Source organism: Acinetobacter uliginosus (assembly GCF_044130295.1).
In the GTDB taxonomy this organism is placed as follows: Bacteria; Pseudomonadota; Gammaproteobacteria; order Pseudomonadales; family Moraxellaceae; genus Acinetobacter.
Window position 1 is genome coordinate 14,989 of sequence record NZ_JBIQOC010000009.1, and the last position, 18,476, is coordinate 33,464.

At 42.9% G+C, this 18,476-nt stretch carries 23 protein-coding genes; 15 read left to right on the forward strand and 8 right to left on the reverse strand.

Features of this window, described 5'->3' with window-relative positions; genetic code table 11:
• Window positions 1–112 precede the first annotated feature (112 nt).
• The 5 genes from leuA to rdgB all read left to right on the forward strand — a co-directional run bounded on the left by leuA (window position 113) and on the right by rdgB (window position 4,970).
• Entirely contained in the window at window positions 113–1,810 is a 1,698-nt protein-coding gene (leuA, locus tag ACE01T_RS03175) for a 2-isopropylmalate synthase (protein ID WP_180044122.1), read from the forward strand.
• A gap of 88 nt (window positions 1,811–1,898) precedes the next feature.
• Window positions 1,899–3,059 (forward strand): homoserine O-succinyltransferase MetX, encoded by a 1,161-nt coding sequence (gene metX, locus ACE01T_RS03180; protein ID WP_300043789.1) that lies wholly within the window; start codon window positions 1,899–1,901, stop codon window positions 3,057–3,059.
• Window positions 3,059–3,652, forward strand: a complete 594-nt coding sequence (gene metW / locus ACE01T_RS03185; RefSeq protein WP_086175817.1) for a methionine biosynthesis protein MetW — start codon at window positions 3,059–3,061, stop codon at window positions 3,650–3,652. Before metX ends, metW begins: the two co-directional genes overlap by 1 nt.
• Complete coding sequence (locus tag ACE01T_RS03190) at window positions 3,649–4,236, forward strand: tetratricopeptide repeat protein (RefSeq protein WP_300043784.1); 588 nt, start codon at window positions 3,649–3,651, stop codon at window positions 4,234–4,236. The genes metW and ACE01T_RS03190 overlap by 4 nt, the downstream gene beginning before the upstream one ends.
• A gap of 107 nt (window positions 4,237–4,343) precedes the next feature.
• On the forward strand, window positions 4,344–4,970 hold the full coding sequence (gene rdgB / locus ACE01T_RS03195; protein ID WP_395518728.1) for an RdgB/HAM1 family non-canonical purine NTP pyrophosphatase: 627 nt from the start codon (window positions 4,344–4,346) through the stop codon (window positions 4,968–4,970).
• A gap of 99 nt (window positions 4,971–5,069) precedes the next feature.
• Here the strand turns inward: rdgB and ACE01T_RS03200 are convergent, their stop codons facing one another.
• Window positions 5,070–5,951, reverse strand: a complete 882-nt coding sequence (locus ACE01T_RS03200) for an AEC family transporter (RefSeq protein ID WP_300043780.1) — start codon at window positions 5,949–5,951, stop codon at window positions 5,070–5,072.
• 192 nt (window positions 5,952–6,143) lie between these two features.
• Between ACE01T_RS03200 and tatA the strand changes: the two genes are divergently transcribed.
• From tatA to ACE01T_RS03220, 4 genes are all read left to right on the forward strand, one after another.
• Window positions 6,144–6,362, forward strand: a complete 219-nt coding sequence (gene tatA, locus ACE01T_RS03205; RefSeq protein ID WP_180174221.1) for a Sec-independent protein translocase subunit TatA — start codon at window positions 6,144–6,146, stop codon at window positions 6,360–6,362.
• Between the two features lie 12 nt (window positions 6,363–6,374).
• The gene (tatB, locus tag ACE01T_RS03210; RefSeq protein WP_300043776.1) at window positions 6,375–6,797 is read left to right on the forward strand and encodes a Sec-independent protein translocase protein TatB; all 423 of its coding nucleotides are present in this window, start codon (window positions 6,375–6,377) and stop codon (window positions 6,795–6,797) included.
• On the forward strand, window positions 6,794–7,570 hold the full coding sequence (tatC, locus tag ACE01T_RS03215) for a twin-arginine translocase subunit TatC (protein ID WP_300043774.1): 777 nt from the start codon (window positions 6,794–6,796) through the stop codon (window positions 7,568–7,570). Before tatB ends, tatC begins: the two co-directional genes overlap by 4 nt.
• 207 nt (window positions 7,571–7,777) lie before the next feature.
• A complete protein-coding gene (locus tag ACE01T_RS03220; protein WP_395518729.1) occupies window positions 7,778–9,802 on the forward strand; it encodes a PhoX family protein in 2,025 nt (674 codons plus the stop codon).
• A 38-nt stretch (window positions 9,803–9,840) separates the two neighbouring features.
• On the opposite strand, the gene ACE01T_RS03225 is transcribed toward ACE01T_RS03220, so the two are convergent.
• On the reverse strand, window positions 9,841–10,623 hold the full coding sequence (locus tag ACE01T_RS03225; RefSeq protein WP_395518730.1) for an NRDE family protein: 783 nt from the start codon (window positions 10,621–10,623) through the stop codon (window positions 9,841–9,843).
• A gap of 93 nt (window positions 10,624–10,716) precedes the next feature.
• Here ACE01T_RS03225 and lgt point away from each other — a divergent pair, with 93 nt between their 5' ends.
• From lgt to ACE01T_RS03240, 3 genes are all read left to right on the forward strand, one after another.
• Entirely contained in the window at window positions 10,717–11,529 is an 813-nt protein-coding gene (gene lgt / locus ACE01T_RS03230; RefSeq protein ID WP_180174226.1) for a prolipoprotein diacylglyceryl transferase, read from the forward strand.
• A gap of 224 nt (window positions 11,530–11,753) precedes the next feature.
• The gene (locus tag ACE01T_RS03235) at window positions 11,754–12,140 is read left to right on the forward strand and encodes a hypothetical protein (RefSeq protein WP_086195397.1); all 387 of its coding nucleotides are present in this window, start codon (window positions 11,754–11,756) and stop codon (window positions 12,138–12,140) included.
• Entirely contained in the window at window positions 12,140–12,505 is a 366-nt protein-coding gene (locus tag ACE01T_RS03240; RefSeq protein WP_180174227.1) for a hypothetical protein, read from the forward strand. The genes ACE01T_RS03235 and ACE01T_RS03240 overlap by 1 nt, the downstream gene beginning before the upstream one ends.
• A gap of 129 nt (window positions 12,506–12,634) precedes the next feature.
• On the opposite strand, the gene rplT is transcribed toward ACE01T_RS03240, so the two are convergent.
• Both rplT and rpmI read right to left on the reverse strand, forming a co-directional pair.
• Window positions 12,635–12,994: a 50S ribosomal protein L20 gene (gene rplT / locus ACE01T_RS03245; RefSeq protein ID WP_004867327.1), complete on the reverse strand. Its 360-nt coding sequence runs from the start codon at window positions 12,992–12,994 to the stop codon at window positions 12,635–12,637.
• A gap of 12 nt (window positions 12,995–13,006) precedes the next feature.
• Window positions 13,007–13,201: a 50S ribosomal protein L35 gene (rpmI, locus tag ACE01T_RS03250; RefSeq protein WP_004637967.1), complete on the reverse strand. Its 195-nt coding sequence runs from the start codon at window positions 13,199–13,201 to the stop codon at window positions 13,007–13,009.
• Window positions 13,202–13,437: 236 nt separating this feature from the next.
• On the opposite strand from rpmI, the gene ACE01T_RS03255 reads away from it, so the two are divergent.
• Both ACE01T_RS03255 and ACE01T_RS03260 read left to right on the forward strand, forming a co-directional pair.
• The gene (locus ACE01T_RS03255; RefSeq protein WP_180043696.1) at window positions 13,438–14,697 is read left to right on the forward strand and encodes an MFS transporter; all 1,260 of its coding nucleotides are present in this window, start codon (window positions 13,438–13,440) and stop codon (window positions 14,695–14,697) included.
• 103 nt (window positions 14,698–14,800) lie between these two features.
• On the forward strand, window positions 14,801–15,541 hold the full coding sequence (locus tag ACE01T_RS03260) for a TonB family protein (protein ID WP_395518731.1): 741 nt from the start codon (window positions 14,801–14,803) through the stop codon (window positions 15,539–15,541).
• A gap of 38 nt (window positions 15,542–15,579) precedes the next feature.
• Here ACE01T_RS03260 and ACE01T_RS03265 read toward each other — a convergent pair whose 3' ends face one another.
• From ACE01T_RS03265 to ACE01T_RS03275, 3 genes are all read right to left on the reverse strand, one after another.
• The gene (locus ACE01T_RS03265; RefSeq protein WP_395518732.1) at window positions 15,580–16,005 is read right to left on the reverse strand and encodes a YqaA family protein; all 426 of its coding nucleotides are present in this window, start codon (window positions 16,003–16,005) and stop codon (window positions 15,580–15,582) included.
• A 15-nt stretch (window positions 16,006–16,020) separates the two neighbouring features.
• A complete protein-coding gene (locus ACE01T_RS03270) occupies window positions 16,021–16,305 on the reverse strand; it encodes a hypothetical protein (protein ID WP_086195392.1) in 285 nt (94 codons plus the stop codon).
• 85 nt (window positions 16,306–16,390) lie between these two features.
• Complete coding sequence (locus tag ACE01T_RS03275) at window positions 16,391–17,014, reverse strand: glutathione S-transferase N-terminal domain-containing protein (RefSeq protein ID WP_395518733.1); 624 nt, start codon at window positions 17,012–17,014, stop codon at window positions 16,391–16,393.
• A gap of 315 nt (window positions 17,015–17,329) precedes the next feature.
• Here ACE01T_RS03275 and ACE01T_RS03280 point away from each other — a divergent pair, with 315 nt between their 5' ends.
• Window positions 17,330–17,797, forward strand: a complete 468-nt coding sequence (locus ACE01T_RS03280) for an Hsp20 family protein (protein WP_395518734.1) — start codon at window positions 17,330–17,332, stop codon at window positions 17,795–17,797.
• 126 nt (window positions 17,798–17,923) lie between these two features.
• Here the strand turns inward: ACE01T_RS03280 and infC are convergent, their stop codons facing one another.
• The gene (gene infC / locus ACE01T_RS03285; protein ID WP_086195388.1) at window positions 17,924–18,475 is read right to left on the reverse strand and encodes a translation initiation factor IF-3; all 552 of its coding nucleotides are present in this window, start codon (window positions 18,473–18,475) and stop codon (window positions 17,924–17,926) included.
• Window position 18,476 lies beyond the last annotated feature (1 nt).

An 18,476-nucleotide genomic window follows, 5' to 3' on the forward strand; every position in this document is an offset into this window, starting at 1 on the left:
ATCCTTTTAGGTACCCAGCTTGCAAATTAATAGAATAGACACAATCTATATTCGTAGTACGTTGCCGTGATCTACCACTGAAAGCAACTGGTGCTACACAAGGAGTTACCTCATGATGTTGGCTGATCCAAGTAAAAAATATCGTCGCATGTACCAGCGTGTAGACTTGCCAGACCGCCAATGGCCAAATAACGAAATTACCAAAGCGCCAATTTGGATGAGTACCGACTTACGTGATGGTAACCAAGCCATTTTTGAACCAATGGATATGGATCAAAAATTCAAAATGTTCCAGATGTTGGTGAAAATTGGTTTCAAACATATTGAAATTGGCTTCCCATCTGCATCGCAAATTGACTTTGACTTCACCCGTAAATTGATTGAAGAAGGTCATATTCCGGATGATGTGTACATTGAAGTTTTAGTGCAGGCTCGTGATCACTTGATTCAGCGTACTTTCGAATCTTTGCAAGGTGCGAAACGTGCCATCGTGCATATCTACAACTCAAACTCTCCGACTTTTCGTCAAAAAGTTTTGAATGTGGATGTGGAAGGTGCACGTCAGTTAGCAATTAATGCTGCTCAAAAAGTGAAACAATACGCAGCACAATATCCTGAAACTGAATTTGTATTCCAGTACAGTCCAGAATGTTTCTCTGCAACCGAATTGGAAGTGGCAAAAGCAGCCTGTGATGCTGTCACTGAAATCTGGGAAGCATCACCTGAAAATAAAGTGATTTTAAACTTACCTGCAACCGTAGAGGTATCTAGCCCGAATATCTATGCCGACCAGGTGGAGTGGATGCACCGCAATATCGAGCGTCGTGATGGTGTGATTATTTCCGTACACTGCCACAATGACCGTGGTTGTGGTATCGCAGCGACTGAATTGGCGATTATGGCGGGTGCAGACCGTGTCGAAGGTTGTGTCTTTGGCAATGGCGAACGTACCGGTAACGTCGATGTAGCAGCTGTGGCCTTGAACATGTATACCCAGGGTGTTGCACCGCACCTAGATTTCTCCAACATTAACGAAATTATTGCCACTGTTGAAGAATGCACAGGCTTGCCAGTCCACCCACGTCATCCATATGCAGGCGACTTGGTGTTCACTGCATTCTCCGGTTCACACCAGGATGCGATCAAGAAAGGTTTTGAATTCCAGAAAAATGAAGAAATCTGGGATATGCCTTACTTGCCAATCGATCCTAAAGACTTGGGCCGTGACTACGATGCCGTAATTCGTGTGAATTCACAGTCGGGTAAAGGCGGTATTGCCTACTTGTTAGAATCCAATTACAACGTGGTGTTGCCGCGTCGTTTACAGATTGAATTTTCGCAAGTGGTTCAACAGGTGACTGACGAGCAAGCCAAAGAAGTTTCTGCACAAGACATCTGGGCATTGTTTAAAGATACTTATGTGGCCGTGAAAGATTCCCATTACTCTGCCAAAAACTACAAATTGTCCGATGAAAATGGCAATCAAGTCATTGAGTTAGATATTGAAGTAAACGGCGAAGTTCAGCACTTGCGTGGTGAAGGTAACGGTCCGATCTCAGCCATCTTGAATGCATTACAGTTGCCAATTGATGTGTTGAACTATGAAGAACGCAGTATTGGTTCTGGTGCAAATGCCAAAGCCTTGGCCTTGGTTGAGCTTCAGGTCAAAGGTGCCGGTAAATCAGCCTTTGGTGCTGGAGTGCATGACAACATCGTGACCTCATCTATCGAAGCGATTATTGCCTGCACCAACCGCTTGATTGATCAGGGTGTATTAAGTACCGATCAGGTCATTGCTGCTGCAGTATAAGCTTTATCAAATAAAAAACTTTAGAAAGGATACCCTCAAGTGGTATCCTTTTGTTATTCATCCTAAAGATTTAAGGCGAAAATTTCCTGTGTCTTTTCCAGCTGACTCAGTGGGCCTCGTTAGCCCGCAAAAGTTTATTTTCGAAGAGCCGTTAGAGCTCGAATGTGACCGAATTCTTCCACGTTTTGAGCTCATGGTCGAAACTTATGGCGAACTCAATGCCGACAAATCCAATGCCATTCTGATTTGTCATGCCTTGTCTGGCCATCACCATGCGGCAGGTTATCATCATGAAGATGACCGCAAACCAGGTTGGTGGGATGCATGCATTGGACCAGGTAAAGCCATTGATACCTCTAAATTCTTTGTCGTCGCCCTGAATAATATTGGCGGTTGCAGCGGTTCAACCGGCCCGATTTCGCCCAATCCGGAAAATGACAACCGTCCTTATGGACCGGATTTTCCTCTGGTCACCGTGCGTGACTGGGTCAAAACCCAGGCCCTGCTCTCTGACCGCATGGGCATTGATGTCTGGTATGCCATTATTGGCGGTTCTCTGGGCGGCATGCAGGCTTTGCAATGGTCGGTGGATTATCCGGACCGTTTAAAAAAATGCGTGATCATTGCCAGTGCTCCAAAACTATCGGCACAGAATATTGCCTTTAACGAAGTGGCACGTCAGTCGATTCTGTCTGATCCCGACTTCCATAATGGCCGTTATCTGGAAAATGACAGCTATCCTAAACGTGGCCTGATTCTGGCACGTATGGTCGGTCATATTACCTATCTGTCTGAAGAAGCCATGAAACAGAAATTTGGCCGTGACTTGAAGTCGGGCAAATTTATGTACGGTTTTGACGTTGAGTTCCAGGTCGAAAGTTATTTGCGTTATCAGGGCGAGCAGTTTAGTCGTAACTTTGATGCCAACACTTACCTGATTATGACCAAGGCACTGGACTACTTTGACCCATCACGCGAGTATGAGCAGTCATTGAAAAAAGCCATGGCCAATACCCAATGCAAGTTTCTGGTGGTTTCATTTACCACCGACTGGCGTTTTACCCCGCAGCGTTCACAAGAAATTGTCGATGCACTGATCAGCAACCATAAACCTGTCAGCTATGTCGATATTGATGCAGAACAGGGTCACGACTCGTTCCTGTTCCCGATTCCGCTTTACGTTAAATCATTACGTGCATTTTTAGGTGGTGCAGAACACCTCGAAGCCACACCTAAGGAGACTGTGTAATGCGTATCGATCATCAACTGGCAGAAAAATGGATTAAACCCGATTCCAGCGTACTGGATTTAGGCTGTGGTGATGGCGAACTGCTGGCACATATGAGTAAAAAGCACAATATTCGTGCATATGGCCTAGAAATTGATCAGGAAAAGATTGCAATTGCGGTAAGTCGGGGGTTAAATATTATCCAACAAGACTTAAACCTCGGTTTAAGCCGCTTTGCAGACCAGTCCTTCGACTATGTCGTGATGGCACAGGCCTTGCAAGCTGTAGATGCACCAGACGTATTATTGCGTGATATGGTGCGTGTGGGGAAACAGGCGATTATCACCTTTCCTAACTTTGCCCACTGGAAGACCCGGTCTTTCTTGGCATTAAAAGGAAGGATGCCGGTTTCGGAAGCTTTACCGTATATGTGGTATAACACGCCAAATATTCATTTATGTACTTTCCGTGATTTTGAAGCACTGTGTGCGGAAAATGATATCCGGATTATTAATCGACTTGCCGTGAATGGGGATCAGCAAGGTAGTTTACTCAGTAAACATATCCCGAATCTGTTTGGTGAAGTCGCTATTTATCGAGTGAGCGCACTATGAAAAAAATACTATTAAGCACACTATTGGCTGGACTGTTTAGCATTCAAGTCCATGCAGAATATGTTGCACCTACGGCATCGGTTTCGAGCCAGGCTGCGCAGTATTCTGTTATGGATATTAACAACCTGACCAAAGCTGCCAAAGCCGGTCAACCCGCTGCACAATTTTATCTCGGTACCCGATATCAGCAAGGCAGAGAGGTCCAGAAGGATGAGCAGCAAGCTTTTTCCTGGTACAAAGCTGCTGCCGATCAAGGTCTGACTGCTGCACAACTGAATGTCGGTCGTATGCTGGCTGATGGTATTGGCACCAAAAAAGATGAAGCTTTGGCACGTAAATATTTTGAAAAAGCAGCAAGCCGTGGCGATAACCGTGCCAGCTTTAATCTAGCGATGATGGAAGAACAAAAGAAAAACTATGTCGGCGCATATCAGTGGTATGAATTGTCTACCCGTGACGGCATGCTCGACAATAAAGTGATTTCACTGTCTGAAGGTAAGAAAACCGCTTTGGCTGCCAACTTGAGCCAAGAACAGATTCGTCAGGCACGTGACCGTGCGGACAAGTGGATTCAGGCACAGTAATTCTGCCTAATTCTATAAAGCACCTTCGGGTGCTTTTTTATTGGCTGATTGTTAGTCCCCATTTCAGGTAAAATTGAACTTATTTTAAAGATTAGAGCTTTTATAGAATGTCTGCACAAGATTGGTTATCGCAAGGAACACTGGTACTGGCAAGCAACAACAAAGGAAAGATTGCTGAATTTGAAAAAATGTTTGCCGAGTTAAATCTGCCTGTTGAGGTAATCCCTCAAGGCAAACTGAATATTGAAGATGCGATTGAAGATGGTTTGAGCTTTGTTGAAAATGCCATTATTAAAGCCCGTCATGCATCTAAAATTTCAGGCAAACCGGCGATTGCCGATGATTCCGGGATTTGTGTTCCTGTACTGGATGGTGCGCCAGGTATTTATTCTGCTCGCTTTGCCGGCGAACATGGCAATGATGCAGCCAATAATGAAAAACTGTTAACCCGACTTAAACCGCTGCGTAAAGAAGGTGAAAGTATTGAGGGCATGTTTGTTTGCGTACTTGCGCTGGTTCAGCATGCTGAAGATCCGCTGCCTCAAATTTTTCAGGGCATCTGGACAGGTGAAGTGCTAGAAGCGCCCCGAGGTGAAAATGGTTTTGGTTATGACCCGCTATTCTGGTTGCCTGAACTGGGTATTTCTAGTGCAGAGATGAGTAAGGAAGATAAAAATAAAATCAGCCATCGTGGTCAGGTGATGCAGTTGTTTAAAGCGAGCCTAGAGAAGTAATTTCCTTATTAATCAACCTATCCTTCTAGCAGAAGGGATTACATGTAATTCAATCCCAATATATTTTAGATTGATATTCTCCCTCCCTCTGGGAGGGAGTTAGAGGGAGGGCAATAAAAGATGAAGTATTCCCCCATAAACCCCAATCAATATCGCACTGGCCACAGTACCCGACGCAATATATTTTGCTGAATAGCCGGTGCCTTGATAATGCGTTTCCAGCGCCACAATATTGGCCGCCGGCGGCAATAGAAAGAACATCAACATCACGGCATAGGTCAGCATTTGATGAGGAATAGGCAAAAATAGATAAGCTGCTGCACACAATAAAACAGACAATAACATACGGCTACTGATGATCAATAAGCTACGTTTCAAATCACTCCAGCCAATCCTGACCTTACTCAGCCACATACCCAAAACACACATACCGGCAAAGGTCACCAAGACTTTATTGGCCTGGTAAATCAGCTGTATTACGGGATGAGATTCATAGCTGCTAAAGTCCCAGAATGACAAAACAGCAGCCGTGGTCAAGGCAATGACAGGGGGCGAAAGCATTACATTTTTAATAATAAATCCCTTATCCTGCCGGGTTTCACTCACCGACATCACTGCACAGATATTGCCAAATAAAGAACCGCCGATATACAAGGCAACAATGGTGCTGCTGGCTTCCGGTCCAAAGACGGCTAAAGCAAAAGGAAGACCTAACCATGCACCATTCAAATAACTAAAACACAGAGCACGTAATTTGTCTTGTTGAAAATAATAAAAACCACTAAAGAAAATAATCGAACTGAACAAGCTGAAACCGATCAGCCACAGACTACCTTCTTTATAAAACACCATATTGTAAATGATCAGCAGGGGTATAAAGAGACGGGCCAGCAAAGCTGCCAATAATGGCCGGATCGGCTTTAAAACATGCACTCCCCAATATCCGGCAAGAAAAGAAATAAGAGGAAGAATCAGTGCCATGAGGGTGCAAACTTGGTTTTTTACTGAAGAAGTCCATCCTAGCACAGCTGATATTCAAACATGATCTTGCAGGGCTCATTTTTCATATTCATCTAGCCATGAATCACTTTGTCTTAAAACCGAAACAGAAACGTCACGGCAATGTCATACAGACCTGTTGAGATAGTTCTCAATAAAAATGAGGATATTTTCATGGCAGGATTATCAATTTGGCACGTTGTCATTTTTGCAATTGTGGTGATTTTATTGTTTGGCACATCCAAACTGAAAAATCTGGGTAAAGATATCGGGGGTGCCGTTAAGGATTTTAAAAAATCGATTAAAGATGATGATGCTGAACATGCTCAACTGCAAGAGCCCCGCACCATTGATGCTCAGGTTAAAAACACTGAAAATACTGTAAAAAGCTAAACGAGTGCAGCCATGCTAAATGTCGGTATGACTGAACTGCTGTGCTTTGCCATTATTGCACTGCTGGTTTTGGGTCCTGAAAAACTGCCCGAAGCTGCGCGTTTTGCCGCGAAATGGTATGGTAAAGCGAAGCGCTTTATTCATAGTGTGCAAACCGAAGTCGATCGGGAACTGAAACTTTCAGAATTTCGTGAAGAAATTCAGAAAGAAATTGACCGCATGACAGAAATAGAACAACGCTTGCAAAAGCAGCTGGATCATTTAACCCAGTCAACACAACAAGAAAAGACTCACGAGCCATCTTCCCCCCGTTATACCTGGCTCAGTCCGTGTCGTTTGACACCCTTTTCAGCGAATTTTGTTCAGTTACATGGCGCTGATGCAGTCAAGGTTTCACGCTCTTATCTCCCCTCTACATTGAAGATTGCCGTATGAGCCAAAGTCAATTGCCTGCTGCTGAAGTCAAATCAGAGACTGAAAATCTGGAACAAATGCCTGTGATGCAGCATTTAATCGTTCTGCGTCAGTATCTATTTAAAATCGTTGGTATTACCCTGCTGCTGTTCTTCTGCTTATTGCCATTTCGCAATTATACTTATCAGCTTTTGTCGGAACCGCTCAGACAACAACTGCCTGTCAGTTCCACCATGATTGCCACCGATGTTACTGCAACCTTTATGGCACCGTTTAAGCTGAATTTATTTGTGGCCTTGATGTTGGCAATGCCGGTAATCATCTACTTCCTATGGTCATTTGTACGCCCTGCCCTGTATGAAAAAGAGCGTCACCTCGCTATTCCACTTTTAGCTGGTAGTATTTCTTTATTTTACTTAGGCATAGCTTTCGCCTACTTCATTACCTTGCCAGCAATTTTGCATTTCTTTATCAGTGTGTCGCCAGAGAGCGTTGCACCAATGACCGACATCAACAGTTATTTAGGCTTTTGTTTAAAATTGTTTTTGGTGTTTGGATTAACCTTTGAAATCCCAATTGTCACTTTAGTCCTAATTCTGATTGGTGTGGTCAGCACGCAAAGTCTGGCAGAAAAGCGACGCTTTATTGTGGTGGGCTGTTTCTTTGTCGCCATGTTTGTGACGCCACCGGATGCACTTTCCATGGTGATGCTTGCCATTCCCATGTGGTTATTATTTGAAATAGGATTATTTCTTGGAAAGATGTTAGAAAAGCGCCATGCATTCAAACCATAATCACACTACTTTTACCCGGCTCCAAACCTAAAATGCAAGTTTGGAGTTTTTATTTATATATATTAAGATATTGATTTTATTATTTTTAAATAAAATAAATTGTCTTTAAATTGACCAAAAAGTGTAAAAAAACTGTCATCACCCGTTTATACAATCGCTCATGATAATCAACTAAACAATAACTTAATTACACTTTACGGATTTAATATGACAACCACTTCTCATCAGCCAACTCGTCGCGATCTTTTAAAATGGTTTTCTGGAATTCCTTTTTTACCGCTTGGGGCAATGGCCACAACAGCAGCATTAACGGGGTGTAATAATAGTGATTCAGACATCATTACCACTCCACCGACAAAACCTGTCAATTTTAAAAGTGCTAAATTTACCCCAATGGCTGCACCGAACACGGTTGCTGACATAGCGACGACATCGGTTAAATCAAAACTACAAATTACTTGGGATGATGCAACAAATACAGAATATCAGCTTGCATATAAACCCTTCTTTGTTACAGGTCAAACTGTGCCAAAACATGGTGGTGGAACAATTGTTGCCGGTGGCTATTTTGATGTAAATGGCAACCCGATTATGGATAAATCCGTCGTAGGACAAGAACGTCAGTTCTTTTCTGATGCTCCAGATGGCTCATCTTTAATTCATTTGAACGATGCAAAAGTAGACGGTGTGACAACCCCAGTATTCCATGTGGTTCAGTTTGAATATAATTCAAAAGACCAGTCAGGTGCAGATACCTACGGTCAATTGCCTTCTCCAATTGCTATTCTTACACTTGACCAAGATCAAAAAACAGGTCATCTAGAACTTAAAAAATATTTCAACGTGAATACTGCACCGGTGCACGGTTTATGGATTACTTGTGGTGCAAGTCTTTCTCCGTGGAATACCCATCTTTCAAGTGAAGAATATGAACCTGATGCTTTCGGCCAAGGCATTGGTGGTCCAGCTCCAACTGGATTTGGAAAATATTTCTTTAATAATGATATGACCAAAGTAAAACCATATAACTATGGCCATTTACCCGAAGTGATCGTGAACTTAGATGGTACAGGTAGCATCAAGAAGCATTATTGTTTAGGTCGTATTTCACATGAACTGGTTCAGGTCATGCCTGACAATAAAACCGTCATCATGGGTGATGACTATACCAATGGCGGTTTCTTTATGTTCATTGCAGATAAAGAGAAAGACCTTTCTGCGGGAACACTCTATGCTGCTAAATACAAAGATGAATTAAATGAAACCTCTACAGCACGTATCGAGTGGATTAAGCTTGGTTCTGCAACCAGCAAAGAAATTGAAGATCTGGTTAATGTTCAGAATATTCAACCAACAGACATCATGGAAAGCTTAAACGTAAATCCAAATGATGCCAGCTATACTGAAATCACATTGGCGAAGAAAAAGCTTTGGGTCAAACTCAAACCAGGTATGGAAAAAGCAGCCGCTTTCCTGGAAACTCATCGTTATGCGACCCTGATGGGTGCGAGCATGGCATTTACCAAAATGGAAGGCACAACGGTAAATATCAAGGATAAAGTGGCTTACTCAGCACTTGCCAACATACAAGACTCAATGGTTGTAAATACAAGCAGTTACGTTGCTGCGCATAATATTAAATTCGCAAAAGCATTAAAAGCCGGTGGCGTGCTTGCACATGACCTTAAAGGTAATCAAGTTGACAGCACAGGAACACTTATTCAAAGTGAATGGATACCTGCGCAAAGTCATATGTTACTAATGGGTGAAGATATTAGCATTGATACTTTTGGTAATACGGCAAATCCAGAAAAAATTGCCAGTCCAGATAACTTAAAGTTCTCAGAAAAACTACGCACTTTGTTTATCGGTGAAGATTCAGGCAACCATTTAAATAACTATCTATGGGCATATAATGTTGATGCAAAAACATTGGACCGTATCTTATCTACCCCAGCAGGTGCAGAATCAACAGGTTTGCATGCAGTAGATGAAGTGAATGGTTGGACCTACATCATGAGTAACTTCCAGCACCCGGGTGATGAATGGAATCGTTTCTATAAAATAGATGCTGTAACTGGTGCACGTAGCGGCTTAAGCGCAGATTTACTGATGCAAATTGACACTGCAATTGATGCAAACTACAACAAAAAGTTCGCTGCGGCGGTGGGTTATATTACGGCTGACCCAATCGCTCCATCAATGCAAAAGAAAGCAATACCAAGTAAATAAACTGCCTTCTAAAAATGCCGACCTCGTGTCGGCATTTTTTATGGGCTTAAAGGTAAATTTATCTGGATAATATTGCCCTGGGTGTCCCCTTGCTGGGATTTTTCCTGCCATTGCCATTGCTGATTTTTCATCCGTAGAAAATTGGAACAACGCGTACCATAGACCGGGCTTTGAATAAAGGTCGAAGAGAGTAATTCCTCCATCTCCAGACTAATGCCGGTTTGAGGCAAAAGCTCGGGAATAATTTTCCGTTCATCTTCCAGAATGTCCCAAACCGCAAATTCCAGATCTGCTTCGGGTGTCGCTGCCTGCTGGAGCATGGGCAAAAATTCCTGGGTAAAACGTTTACGCAGATGTCGGGTCTTTTCCCAATGCTCGGTCATTAAACCATTTGACACCACATACACGCCTTGGGCTAACACCTGCGGTGCCTCACCACGGTTACTCATATAAACTGCCTGATTTGAATCACCTAAAAATAAATTAAAGCCGGCATAGTCACATTGCCGTTTTTCCAGTGCTTGCGCAAAGCGGATCGGGGTTAAATCGGATTCCAGAAAAGCCTGAATCAGATGACCACGAGAAGTAAGATACTGTATTTTATCGGTCGCATCCCTGAAATTGGTTAACACTGCCCAGCGACCTGATGCAGTAATCCCCATCCACGTACCACCGGACTGCAAATCTTTTCCGGCAATAATCGGACTGTTTTCCCAAGCGTACAATGCTGCACTCGGCCGCTGATAAAACTCATCCCGATTGGAAATCAGACATAGAGGAGTATCCGGCAAAACTTGCCAGGCTAAAGCGACAATACACATAATTCATGCTCTTCATCTTTACACATTGAATGTACAACATTTTTCCCAGGTTTCAGCTAAAATCTGTGCAAAACATAATGACAAGGAACAGGAATGCTGACCTATCCAAATATAGACCCGGTTGCGGTATCGCTGGGACCATTACAAGTCCACTGGTATGGATTGATGTATTTACTGGCATTTTTATTTGCCTGGGGACTTGCCACCTATAGAACCAAACAACGTGATGGCTGGACACCTGACATGGTCTCTGACCTGATCTTCTATGGTGCCTTAGGGGTCGTGGTCGGTGGTCGTGTAGGCTACGTATTCTTTTATGGCTTTGAACAGTTCATGGCCAATCCACTATGGTTATTTCAGGTCTGGACCGGCGGCATGAGCTTCCATGGTGGATTCCTGGGTGTGATGCTTGCCATGCTATTCTGGTGCAAAAAATACCAGAAAACCTGGTTTCAAACGCTGGACTTTATTGCCCCTTGTGTCCCGACTGGCCTGATGTTCGGTCGTATTGGCAATTTCATTGGTGGTGAACTGTATGGCCGCCCGGTTTCTGATTCAAACTTTGCACTGGGGATGATCTTCCCTACCGATCCCTTGCAATTGGTCCGTCATCCCTCACAGCTTTATCAGGCTTTGGGCGAAGGTTTAATCCTGTTTATTGTATTGTGGTGGTTCAGCTCCAAGCCGCGTCCACGTATGGCAGTTTCTGCCCTGTTCCTGATCGGTTATGGTATTGCCCGTTTTGTGGTGGAATTCTTCCGTGAACCCGATAATGGCCAGCTATTTATTGGCTGGATGAGTAAAGGCCAGTTCCTGACTGTACCGATGATTTTGATTGGCCTCTGGATGATGTGGTATGCCTATCAAAAGAAAATCTATGATTGGGGTCCACAGAAAAATAGCTGAATAAAATTCCTTCTCCCTGAACTTAAGTTTAAGCACTGCTTTAAATTTAAGTGTAAGAGAAGGTTAGGATGAGGGAGACAAAAAATGTCTCCTTTTTTTATCTCTCTGGTTATGTGTGCTCTTAAGAAAGAGATTTAAAATAATCTACAGGTAGGTTGAATCTGTGCTTCCCTCTCACTCGTATGCTAAAGTGCCCTTAGTTCTTATTCATCCAATAGAAAAACATGCTCGAATTTTGGTTCAATCCTAAAGCTTCCATTCTTCATAAACTGCTGATCTTTGTGGTCATCGCAATTGCAACGGGCGGACTGTACTGGATGGAACCTTTAAAACCGGATGCTATCCTGATGTTCATGGGTACAGGTATTATTTTCCTGATTTGCCGTTACTGTAAAATTCATTTTGCTGCTAAAAACCCGACCGGCCTGTTCTATCGACTCTTGGTCTGGATTCCTCTTGCCTTGCTGTTGGCCCTGATTTTCATGCATATGCAGAATGGTGAAATTCTCATCCCCGGTGCCCAAGGCATCGGTTTTATGGCTTTGGCCATTTGCCTGTTTTCACCCTTGTCTTTATTGAATAAAAATGCCCCCTTGGATGAGCAAAAATAATGCTGAAGTTCTGGTATTCCGACCAATGTAGCCGCGAGCTGAAACTGATGGTCTGTATTGCAACCTGTATGATCATTTATCTCTGCTCTACGGTACAGCAACTTTCCCCCATGTTGACAGGAATAAGTGTAGGCATTGGTATGGGCATACATGTATTAAGAGCGTTAAGCTTAAAAATTGCGGCAGATAACCCTTATAAGAAAGGTTTTGAGATTCTTGTGTTCATTATGCCGCTGATGGCATTCATTACCTTAATTTCTGCATTGCCTACCCAGCATAAGCTGATGCTCGCCATTCAGGCGATTGGCTTTGCTGCCATTGGCCTATTTATATTATCGGGCTTTCCAAAGCGCAAGTTTGATTAGATTGAACTGAATTAGCTTCTCGTGTATTTCACACCCTTAAATAAGCCGAAATCCATATTGAATGTATTTTAAAAAGCCAAAATAAAAAAGACCGCTAAAAAGCGGTCTTTTTCAATCATCGAGAGATGATTAAGCAGCTAATGCACCTTTAGCTTTTTCAGCTAAAGCAGCAAATGCAACTGCGTCATGCATAGCGATGTCAGCAAGTACGCGACGGTCGATGATCACTTGAGCTTTTTTCAAGCCATCGATCATACGGCTGTACGACAAACCATTTTGACGAGCACCAGCGTTGATACGTGCAATCCACAAAGCGCGGAATTGACGTTTCTTTTGACGACGGTCACGGTAAGCGTATTGACCTGCTTTGATTACTGCTTGGAACGCAACGCGGTAAACGCGTGAGCGAGCGCCATAGTAACCTTTAGCACGAGCAAGAATTTTTTTATGACGGCGATGAGCCTGTACACCACGTTTTACACGAGCCATTTATAAATCTCCTTAGATGTATGGGCACATAGCACGAACTGAAGCAACGTCACTTACGTGAACCATCACACAGCCGCGCAATTGACGGATACGTTTAGCAGATTTTTTGGTCAAAATGTGGCGTTTGAACGCTTGTTTACGCTTGAAACCGTTAGCAGTCGCTTTAAAACGTTTAGCTGCACCACGGCGAGTTTTTAACTTAGCCATAACAACCTCTTTAAACACCTGTTCGGCACGTCTGCACCATTGCAAAAACGACCTGCAGGTAAGGGAGCGAACATTCTAAAGCATCTTTGTTCAAAACAAAAGCAGATATACCGAAAATAGTATGCCAATCATCTGTTTCACTTAGTCTTATTTTCACTATCAAAAGCGGGATGTTTTTATTAATAAATCCACTATTCGGCATTATAATTATCACACCATAAGAATACCGGACTGCTATGAACCCTGCACAGGATGCTTTTGCCGCCCTGCGTTATCGTGACTTTTCCATTGTCACGATTAACCAGTTCTGCCTGACGCTCGCCATTTTAATTCAAGAAATTATTGTCGCGTATTCGCTGTATCAGATTACCAAAGACCCTTTGACGCTGGGTTTGATTGGCCTGGCCGAAGCCATTCCCTTTATTGCCTTGTCCTTGTGGGGTGGCTATTTCGCCGACCGCTTTAACAAACAGACCATCATGAAAATCTGTCTGTTCTTTGCCGTGCCCTTGCCTGTGGTTTTATGGTGGCTATTTCATGCTTATGGCTTGACTCAAATTAGTGTAAATGCCCTATCTTGGGGAATTTACGCGGTGATCTTTGCGTTGGGAACCATCCGTGGGTTCTATAATCCTTCCGCCACTTCACTCAAGCCTTTTTTAATCCCGCGTGAGCTCTATGCCAATGGCGCGACTTGGACCACCATTGGCTGGCAAAGCGGCGTGATTATTGGTCCCATGCTTGGTGGTTTTATGCTGGCTTTTTTAGGCCGTGAAAACAGTTTATGGACAGTCGCCGGATTATTGGCCATCTGTTTCATCCTAATTAACCTGCTACAAAAACGCAGTTTTCCCAAAATTGAAACGGATAATTTAATCGAAAGTTTGGGAGATGGTTTCCGCTTTATCTGGAAAACCAAAATCGTGCTCTGGGCCATTTCGCTGGATCTGGTTTCGGTGCTGTTTGGCGGGGTCATTGCCTTACTGCCGATCTTTGCCGAAGATATTTTAAAAGTCGGGCCTGAAGGTTTGGGTTACTTGCGTGCAGCACCTTCGATTGGTGCACTCATCACCATGATTGCCTTAACCAGATTTCCACCGACCCAAAATGCATGGCGGAATATGTTGCTCGCGGTTGCCGGGTTTGGCATGTTTACACTGCTGTTTGCCTTCTCGAATAACCTGTGGCTGTCTTTATTTGCTTTAGCCATGACCGGTGCCTGTGACAGTATTTCAGTGGTCATCCGCCAGACCATTCTGCAAATTTATCCGCCAGAAAATATGCGTGGCCGTGTCGCTGCGGTGAATGGCATGTTTGTTTCATCTAGTAATGAACTGGGCGCTTTTGAATCCGGTTTAGCCGCTAAATATATGGGCACCATTATGGCAACCGTCTTTGGGGGCTGTATGACCATGGTTGTAGTGGCGCTGAGCTGGGCAAAAACCCGCGATTTATTTGGCGTCGACATTACCAAAGTGCATGATCATGAACATTAATTGAATTTTTAGACTTGCCAGTATTTCCAATTCAGGAAATACTGCGTACTCAAAATACCCGGCTACCGCTGCAATATCTGGTTTGACTAAGAAATAAATATTTATGAAACAAATACTGTGTTTTTCTCTACTCATGTGTGTACCCTTCAGTACTGTTTACAGTGCTGAATCTAAAGCAACCAAACAGCTTACCGTTCAGAAAAGCGTAGCCCTTCCCGCGCATTTGACCACACGCATTCAGTGGACCAAATTTCCGCATCCAAACTATAAAAATGAAGATTTAAAAGAACAAAACCGCAGTGCCATTATTCGCATTTATGCAGATGAAACCGGTAATGTCATCAAGGCCAGCGTACAGGAAAGTACCGGCTTAAGCCATCTGGATAACCTGCTGGTTCAAGCTGTGCATGAAGCACATGTCAAACCCCATATCGAAAATGACACGGCAACACCTCTCATTGGCTATCAAACCTTTAGTTTAAAGTTAGACCAAGAGGATGTTGAAGCCTGTCCCTATGACTTTGAATCGAAAAATTGGCAGGCACAACAGCAGAATAGAAAAACACCTTTTTCATACCGTACTCAGCCACAACTAGACATCGATTCTGAATTGCTCAACGGCCATAATCGTACAGTCAAATTTAACTTTAAGGTCAATAAACACGGAAATGTGAAAAAAGTTAAAGTGAAACAGGGTTCAGGTATTTATGCTTTAGATCAACAGGTCGTTCAGGCTGTATCAAATAGTCAAGTTTCGGTGAAACGGACTGCCAAAACCTTATGGCTGTATAAAAAATCCAGCTTTAAAGATGAGATTAAGTTCAACTTAAATCACTGTGAATAAGCAAAATTAAAAATGAGATGCAAAAGCATCTCGTTTTTTTAAAACAGGCTAAAAGCCAAATAGATAAACAAGTAACGCCCTATTTTAGCAATTGCAACCATCAATAAAAATCGGGCAAAATTTTCTTTTAGCAGACCGGCAATAAGGGTAATGGGATCGCCAATGATGGGTACCCAGCTCAACAATAATGACCAGTAGCCATATTTGTGATATTTCGCCTGTGCTTTCACCATTTGCTGCTGTGAAACAGGAAACCATTTTTTGTCTTTGTAATGTTCAATCTTAAAACCGAGCCACCAGTTCACGCAAGATCCCAAAATATTTCCCAAGCTTGCAACAAACAGTAGCCAAGGAACTGAATGACTGCCCTCCGCCAAAAAAGCCAATAAAACCGCTTCAGACTGCAAAGGCAATAAAGTTGCCGCACCAAAGGCAGAAATAAACAGTAACAGGTAAGGCGGCATCAGGCTGCTACCGGTTTAAAGCCCGAGTTTTTTCTTGGTTGAGGTGTATTCATAAACTGTCCAAAGCAAAGCCAGAACCAGAATCAGATAACGGCTATAGCTATAACGCTGCGTCAAAGGCTGGATGGCTGCGTATAAAGCATTCTGGTCCTGCGTATTTAAAGTCGCCATAAAATTCTGGATGTGCACGGCTTCGGCAATAAAAAGAATCAAACAGGCTGCTATACCAAAGATAATGCTCCAATAGATTTTGGCATTGTGTTCCAAAATACGCGTTGAATTTAAAAAAAATGCTTTCATAAGGTGCTGATCCAATAAAAAACCACCGCATGGGTGGTTTATTTTTCTATATCGCCATCTTAACACAACTGTGGTTCAAGTCATTTTAACCAGCGACCTGAATCGACAATGCTTTCTGAATAGCAGGACGTGCAGTCAGGCGATCTACATATTCTTTCACATAGGGATAATCTTCAAGCTGAATTTGCTGCCATTCATGGCGTAGTATCCACGGTAAAATCGCCATATCGGCAATCGAATACTCGCCCGCCACATACTTTTGCCCTATCAGCTGCTTATTCAGCACACCGTACAGACGCTTGGTTTCATTGACATAACGGTCTATGGCATAGGGAATTTTTTCCGGTGCAAAGCAGCCAAAATGATGGTTCTGCCCCAGCATCGGCCCGAAACCACCCATTTGCCACATTAGCCATTGCTCGACTTCAACGCGCTGTTGCTCATCTACTGGATAATACAATCCGGTTTTACGGCCCAAATACTGCAAAATTGCCCCAGACTCAAATACTGAAATGGCTTCACCACGCGGTCCGTCCTGATCCACAATCGCGGGAATTTTATTGTTAGGTGAAATACGTAAAAAGTCAGGCTGAAACTGATCATTTTCTAAAATATTGACTGGAAAAATTTGGTATTCCAAACCCATTTCTTCTAATGCTATTGTAATTTTATGACCATTGGGTGTTCCCCAATAATAGAGATCAATCATGTTTCCTACCTTTTGCCTTTTTCGTTTTACATGACATGCTTAAAATTTATTCCAGTTATAGCATGATTTAGTACCATACATCCGCATATTTAATTATAGATTCATCAATAAAACCACTAAATATAAAGCATTATTTTCAGGCAAAAATCAGCCCCGGATGTTGTTACATATTGATGCTTGAAAAGCCTCCACCCAATCTTATATTAGACATGAAGCAATCATCCATTCAGGATATTGCTTCACATTACTTATGCCATCCATTACAGAATTATCATCATGCTTTTATAACTTTTCTGAGAACCGGAGGTTCTATCCATGAGCAATTCCAGTCTTACCCCACTGTTCCGACGTAGCATCGGTTTTGACCGTTTTAATGACCTGTTTGACTATGCAATGCAAAGTGAAACACCGAATTATCCACATTACAATATTGAAAAAACCGGCGATAATAATTACCGCATTGTCGTCTCTGCAGCCGGATTTAACGAAGACCAACTCGAGATCAACCTGGAAAATCAAGTTCTGACCATTAGCGGCAAAGCGGTTGAAGAAAAATCGGATACTACGGTAGAATTTTTACACAAAGGTATCGCCCACCGTTCCTTTAAACTTTCTTTACGTCTGGATGAACATGTAGAAGTACAACAAGCTGACTTTGCAAACGGTTTGTTAAAAATCGACTTACAGCGCAATGTTCCAGAAGAAAAATTACCTCGCCAGATTCCAATTGGCAACAAAACTATACAAAAGCTCGCATCACCTCAACAGGAGACAGCAAAATAACACCCCAAAAGACTGGTCAATGACTGGTCTTTTAAATAATTGAAACAATCTCTTAAAAAACTGATTCAAAAAATCATCGCTATAAAAAAGCCCTGCTTTTGCAGGGCTTTCTTCATCAATAGAGGATTACTTTTTCTTTTTAGGACCAAGTAGCATACCCATTTGACGACCTTCCATTTTTGGTGCTTGTTCAACTACACCGAATTCAGCCACATCTGCTTCAACTTTTTGCAATTGAGCCAGACCCAACTGTTGGTGAGCCATTTCACGACCACGGAAGCGTAAAGTGATTTTTACCTTGTTGCCTTCTTCAAGGAACTTGATAATGGCACGTAATTTTACGTTGTAATCACCAACATCAGTCGCAGGGCGGAGCTTGATTTCTTTCACCTGTACTTGATGCTGTTTTTTCTTCGCTTCTTTCTGCTTTTGTTTCAGATCAAACAAATGCTTGTTGAAGTCCATGATTTTACACACGGGTGGCTCAGCATTTGCAACAATCTCAACCAGGTCAAGATCGACAGCTTCAGCTGCACGTAAAGCATCATTTAAGCTTACGATGCCTTTTTGCTCGCCATTTTCGTCTACAAGACGGACTTCTTTTGCACGAATTTCATCATTCAAAGCAGGACGGTTTGATTTGTTACCGCCCTGTTGATTACGGTCAGGCTGTTTAATC

What these genes read in the sequence shown, in the direction of transcription:
- ACE01T_RS03235 (WP_086195397.1), top strand. Translation starts at nt 11,754, where the DNA reads ATGCTCGAATTTTGGTTCAATCCTAAAGCTTCCATTCTTCATAAACTG.
- ACE01T_RS03220 (WP_395518729.1), top strand. Translation starts at nt 7,778, where the DNA reads ATGACAACCACTTCTCATCAGCCAACTCGTCGCGATCTTTTAAAATGG.
- ACE01T_RS03270 (WP_086195392.1), bottom strand. Translation starts at nt 16,305, where the DNA reads ATGAAAGCATTTTTTTTAAATTCAACGCGTATTTTGGAACACAATGCC.
- ACE01T_RS03190 (WP_300043784.1), top strand. Translation starts at nt 3,649, where the DNA reads ATGAAAAAAATACTATTAAGCACACTATTGGCTGGACTGTTTAGCATT.
- tatB (WP_300043776.1), top strand. Translation starts at nt 6,375, where the DNA reads ATGCTAAATGTCGGTATGACTGAACTGCTGTGCTTTGCCATTATTGCA.
- ACE01T_RS03275 (WP_395518733.1), bottom strand. Translation starts at nt 17,014, where the DNA reads ATGATTGATCTCTATTATTGGGGAACACCCAATGGTCATAAAATTACA.
- ACE01T_RS03225 (WP_395518730.1), bottom strand. Translation starts at nt 10,623, where the DNA reads ATGTGTATTGTCGCTTTAGCCTGGCAAGTTTTGCCGGATACTCCTCTA.
- ACE01T_RS03280 (WP_395518734.1), top strand. Translation starts at nt 17,330, where the DNA reads ATGAGCAATTCCAGTCTTACCCCACTGTTCCGACGTAGCATCGGTTTT.
- metW (WP_086175817.1), top strand. Translation starts at nt 3,059, where the DNA reads ATGCGTATCGATCATCAACTGGCAGAAAAATGGATTAAACCCGATTCC.
- rpmI (WP_004637967.1), bottom strand. Translation starts at nt 13,201, where the DNA reads ATGGCTAAGTTAAAAACTCGCCGTGGTGCAGCTAAACGTTTTAAAGCG.
- ACE01T_RS03200 (WP_300043780.1), bottom strand. Translation starts at nt 5,951, where the DNA reads ATGGCACTGATTCTTCCTCTTATTTCTTTTCTTGCCGGATATTGGGGA.
- ACE01T_RS03240 (WP_180174227.1), top strand. Translation starts at nt 12,140, where the DNA reads ATGCTGAAGTTCTGGTATTCCGACCAATGTAGCCGCGAGCTGAAACTG.
- ACE01T_RS03260 (WP_395518731.1), top strand. Translation starts at nt 14,801, where the DNA reads ATGAAACAAATACTGTGTTTTTCTCTACTCATGTGTGTACCCTTCAGT.
- tatC (WP_300043774.1), top strand. Translation starts at nt 6,794, where the DNA reads ATGAGCCAAAGTCAATTGCCTGCTGCTGAAGTCAAATCAGAGACTGAA.
- tatA (WP_180174221.1), top strand. Translation starts at nt 6,144, where the DNA reads ATGGCAGGATTATCAATTTGGCACGTTGTCATTTTTGCAATTGTGGTG.
- rplT (WP_004867327.1), bottom strand. Translation starts at nt 12,994, where the DNA reads ATGGCTCGTGTAAAACGTGGTGTACAGGCTCATCGCCGTCATAAAAAA.
- ACE01T_RS03255 (WP_180043696.1), top strand. Translation starts at nt 13,438, where the DNA reads ATGAACCCTGCACAGGATGCTTTTGCCGCCCTGCGTTATCGTGACTTT.
- ACE01T_RS03265 (WP_395518732.1), bottom strand. Translation starts at nt 16,005, where the DNA reads ATGCCGCCTTACCTGTTACTGTTTATTTCTGCCTTTGGTGCGGCAACT.
- lgt (WP_180174226.1), top strand. Translation starts at nt 10,717, where the DNA reads ATGCTGACCTATCCAAATATAGACCCGGTTGCGGTATCGCTGGGACCA.
- leuA (WP_180044122.1), top strand. Translation starts at nt 113, where the DNA reads ATGATGTTGGCTGATCCAAGTAAAAAATATCGTCGCATGTACCAGCGT.
- rdgB (WP_395518728.1), top strand. Translation starts at nt 4,344, where the DNA reads ATGTCTGCACAAGATTGGTTATCGCAAGGAACACTGGTACTGGCAAGC.